Origin of the sequence: Nitratidesulfovibrio oxamicus (assembly GCF_015731765.1) — a bacterium.
Lineage (GTDB): Bacteria > Desulfobacterota > Desulfovibrionia > Desulfovibrionales > Desulfovibrionaceae > Cupidesulfovibrio > Cupidesulfovibrio oxamicus.
The window spans coordinates 1-3110 of record NZ_VRYY01000303.1; the positions used below are offsets into that span (position 1 = coordinate 1).

3 protein-coding genes are annotated in these 3110 nt (G+C 69.0%); 1 reads left to right on the forward strand and 2 read right to left on the reverse strand.

The window, feature by feature from the left end; translation table 11 throughout:
• On the forward strand, nucleotides 1-1186 hold a 1186-nt coding region (locus tag FVW20_RS10755), incomplete at its 5' end, for a glycosyltransferase (RefSeq protein WP_196609530.1).
• Nucleotides 1187-1322: 136 nt separating this feature from the next.
• On the opposite strand, the gene FVW20_RS10760 is transcribed toward FVW20_RS10755, so the two are convergent.
• Together FVW20_RS10760 and FVW20_RS10765 are read right to left on the reverse strand one after the other, a co-directional pair.
• The gene (locus FVW20_RS10760) at nucleotides 1323-2054 is read right to left on the reverse strand and encodes a carbonic anhydrase (RefSeq protein ID WP_196609532.1); all 732 of its coding nucleotides are present in this window, start codon (nucleotides 2052-2054) and stop codon (nucleotides 1323-1325) included.
• Nucleotides 2055-2206: 152 nt separating this feature from the next.
• On the reverse strand, nucleotides 2207-3110 hold a 904-nt coding region (locus FVW20_RS10765), incomplete at its 5' end, for a hypothetical protein (RefSeq protein WP_307831497.1).

Genomic DNA, 3110 nt, shown 5'->3' on the forward strand with positions numbered 1-3110 from the left:
GGGCGTGCTGGCCCACGCCGCCCACGCGGCGGGCGATGCCGCCCTGCGCGACGAACTGCTGGGCAAGGCGTTGCCGTGTCCGTTGACGATTCTGCTGCGCGCCCGCATGGCCGAGGCCGCCGATGACCTTTCCTCGGCCCGCGCCCTGTACATGGAGGCGCTGGACGCCGAACCCGCCCTGCTGTTCCTGGTGCGCCACCTGGCCCAGATGGGCAGGCCCGAGGCCCCGGCCTCGGTGCTGGAGGGGCGGCGCATCGGAGTGGGGTTCTACACCTGGAACAAGTTGCAGGTGACCCTGGATACCCTGGCCAGCCTGCTGGATTCGGACATTGGCGGGGCGCACGTGGCGCTCATCAACAACGGGTCCACGGCCTTCCCGCGCGCCGAGTTCGAGGCGGGCGTGCGCGCGGTGGCCGCCGGGCGGCAGGTGGAACTGATCCAACTGCCCATCAACATCGGCGCGCCCGCGGCCCGCAACTGGCTGTGGCACCTCGATTCCATGCGCGACAGGGAACTGTTCGCCTTTCTGGACGACGACGTGCTGCTGCCGCGCACCTGGCTGCGCAGCTACGTGCAGGACATGGACGAAATGCCCGGCACCGTGGTGGTGGGCCCGCAAGGGGTGAACCCCGGCAGCCTGCCCACGGTGCAGTATGTGGCCCGGTACTTCGAGAAGACCGGCAGGCACCTCATCCGGTTCACCAACAACGCCCCGCTGGTCATGGATTTCGGCCAGTACGGGCAGCGCCGTCCGTGCCTTTCGGTGATGGGCTGCTGCCACCTGCTGGACAAGGCGGCCTGCGCCCGGCTGGGCGTGCCCGACTTCGACCTGCGGTTCTCGCCTTCGCAGGTGGACGATCTGGAGCACGACATCCAGGTGTGGAAGGCCGGGGGCCGGGTGGTCTACGACGGCAGGGTACGCGTGGTGCACCGCCAGGACGCCGGGCGCGCCGCGCCACTGTCCGAGGCCTCGTGGGGGCATGTGTGGGGCAACCACTACAAGATGGAACGCAAGTTCACCGAGCAGGAACTGGCCGACGTGGACCGGGCCACCCGCGCCGCCGACGTGGCCGACCTGGTCACGGCCTACGAGTCGGTGGCCGGGCAACTGCCGTCCGCCGCGCGGTCATACGTGGGGCTGTGCGTGCGCACCCTTCAGGCGGCTGCACGGGAAGGCGCGCTTTAGCCTGTGCAGCCGGGCGGATGCAACGCAAGGAAGCGGGGGGTGTCGCCACTCCCCGCTTCCTGCTTTCGTGCGTTGTCCTGTCACACCTGCCACGCCCGTCCCGTCTCGCCGGGCGCGGTGGGGCAAGGCCGGGCAACTACCGGCGAACCTTGGCGGGACCGCTGGTGTAGTTCAGCAGCCGGGCCTGCATGGGATGTTCGCCCAGCCATTCCACCTTGCCGTCGTCAATGTGGTAGATGGCGCCGACAACCTTCAGCTTGCCCGCGGCAACGCGGGCGCGGATGATGGGGCTTTGGCGCATGGTGTCGTCAATGGCCTGCCAGACATTGGCTTCGATGACCTTGGGCACAAGGGCCGCGCGGTCGTGCTTTGGGTTGGATTTTTCAACGGCAGTCACGGCGGGGACAATGGGGGCCACCAGCATGGGGATGGACCCGTGCACCTCGGCCCCCTGCACCACGGCGGTAACGGCCCCGCACTGGGTATGGCCCATCACCACCATCAGCGGCACGTTGAGGTGGTCCGCGCCGTATTCCGCGGTGCCCACTTCGTCGGTGGCGGCCACGTTGCCCGCCACGCGGATGACGAACAGGTCGCCGACCCCTTCATCGAAAATCAGTTCCACGGGTGCGCGCGAATCGGCGCAGGAAAGAATGATGGCGTAGGGGGTCTGGCCGTTTTGCGAGGTGGCGAGGCGCTTGGCCGACAGGTTCCGCTCGGTCGGGGTTTCGGCCACGAACCGGGCATTGCCTTCCTTCAGGCGTTGCAGGGCCTGGTCCGGGCTGATGCCGGGCCCCTGGCTGCCGGCGAACGCGGTACCGGCCATGACGGCCACGAGAAGCAGGGCTGGCAGGAAATGAAGACGCATGGGTATCCTCCGGATATGGGGGTACAATACAGGATTCTTCTCCCTGCACGATCCTGGAGAAAAAGAAAAGACACCTTGTATTGACTGAGCATGCAGTTGCCCGCGTGACAGTCCGGAACTGCCGCCGCTGGTCCTGCCCCTGGAAAGGGATACTATGCGTAGCGGGCGCGTACCGTCCGGAACAACTCGGGCATGCGGTCGTACTGGTGCACCATGACGGCGGGCAGGCCCGCGTCGTTCAGGATGTCGCCGTGGGCATCTGTGGCGGGCGGGGTGGCCTTGTAGCCCAGGGTCAGGATGGGCCCGGCGTTGTCGTGCACGGTGACCTTGGACAGGTGGCCGCCGTGCAGCAGGTGGTTGTGCACCCCCTGGTCGTACCCGGCCATGCCGGTGGGCGGCGGGGGCGTGACGCCGGATGAGGATGCCGATGACGGCGGGGGCGGCGGGGGCGCGGGAGAGAACGGCAGCAGCAGTCCGGTCAGCCGTTCCAGATAATCCGTCATGGCCGCGTGGTTGCCGAGCGTGGTGCCGGAGCAGGAGATGCGCTGCCCGGCCAGCGACCGCCACGCCGTATCGCCCAGGTGGCCGGTGACCCAGCGGGTCATGTACGGGCAGGTGCCGATGGTCATGCGGGCGTCCTCCAGGGTCACGTTCAGGCCGTCGGCCCACGGGAAGGAGAACGGGTCGCGCTGGAAGACGACGTCGCGCACGTCGGTGACCAGGATGCGGGCGTACGGGCGCGGGGCCTGCCGCAGCAGGTCCAGGTACAGGAAGTAGCGCAGGGCGTTGTAGGGCAGGTGGGCCAGCGCGGGCGGGCGCTCGAAGGGCAGGATGTCCGCGCCCATGTCGGCCATGCGGTCGGTGTCGCGGGTGGTGGGCGAGGTGAACAGCACGCACCGCCCCGCGAAGCCGGTGGCCCGCAGGGACACGAGGAACGGACGCACGTCGCCCGCGTGGTATCCGGCGGCCAGCCCCATGATCAGGGCAGGGCCGAGGTCGGATCCGGAATCAGGCCGGGGGGCGGAAGCGCTGCGCGCGGGCGCGCCGTGCAGGCGG

Bases quoted from the DNA above. Each gene is read 5' to 3' on its own strand.
- FVW20_RS10760 (WP_196609532.1), bottom strand. From the start codon at position 2,054: ATGCGTCTTCATTTCCTGCCAGCCCTGCTTCTCGTGGCCGTCATGGCC.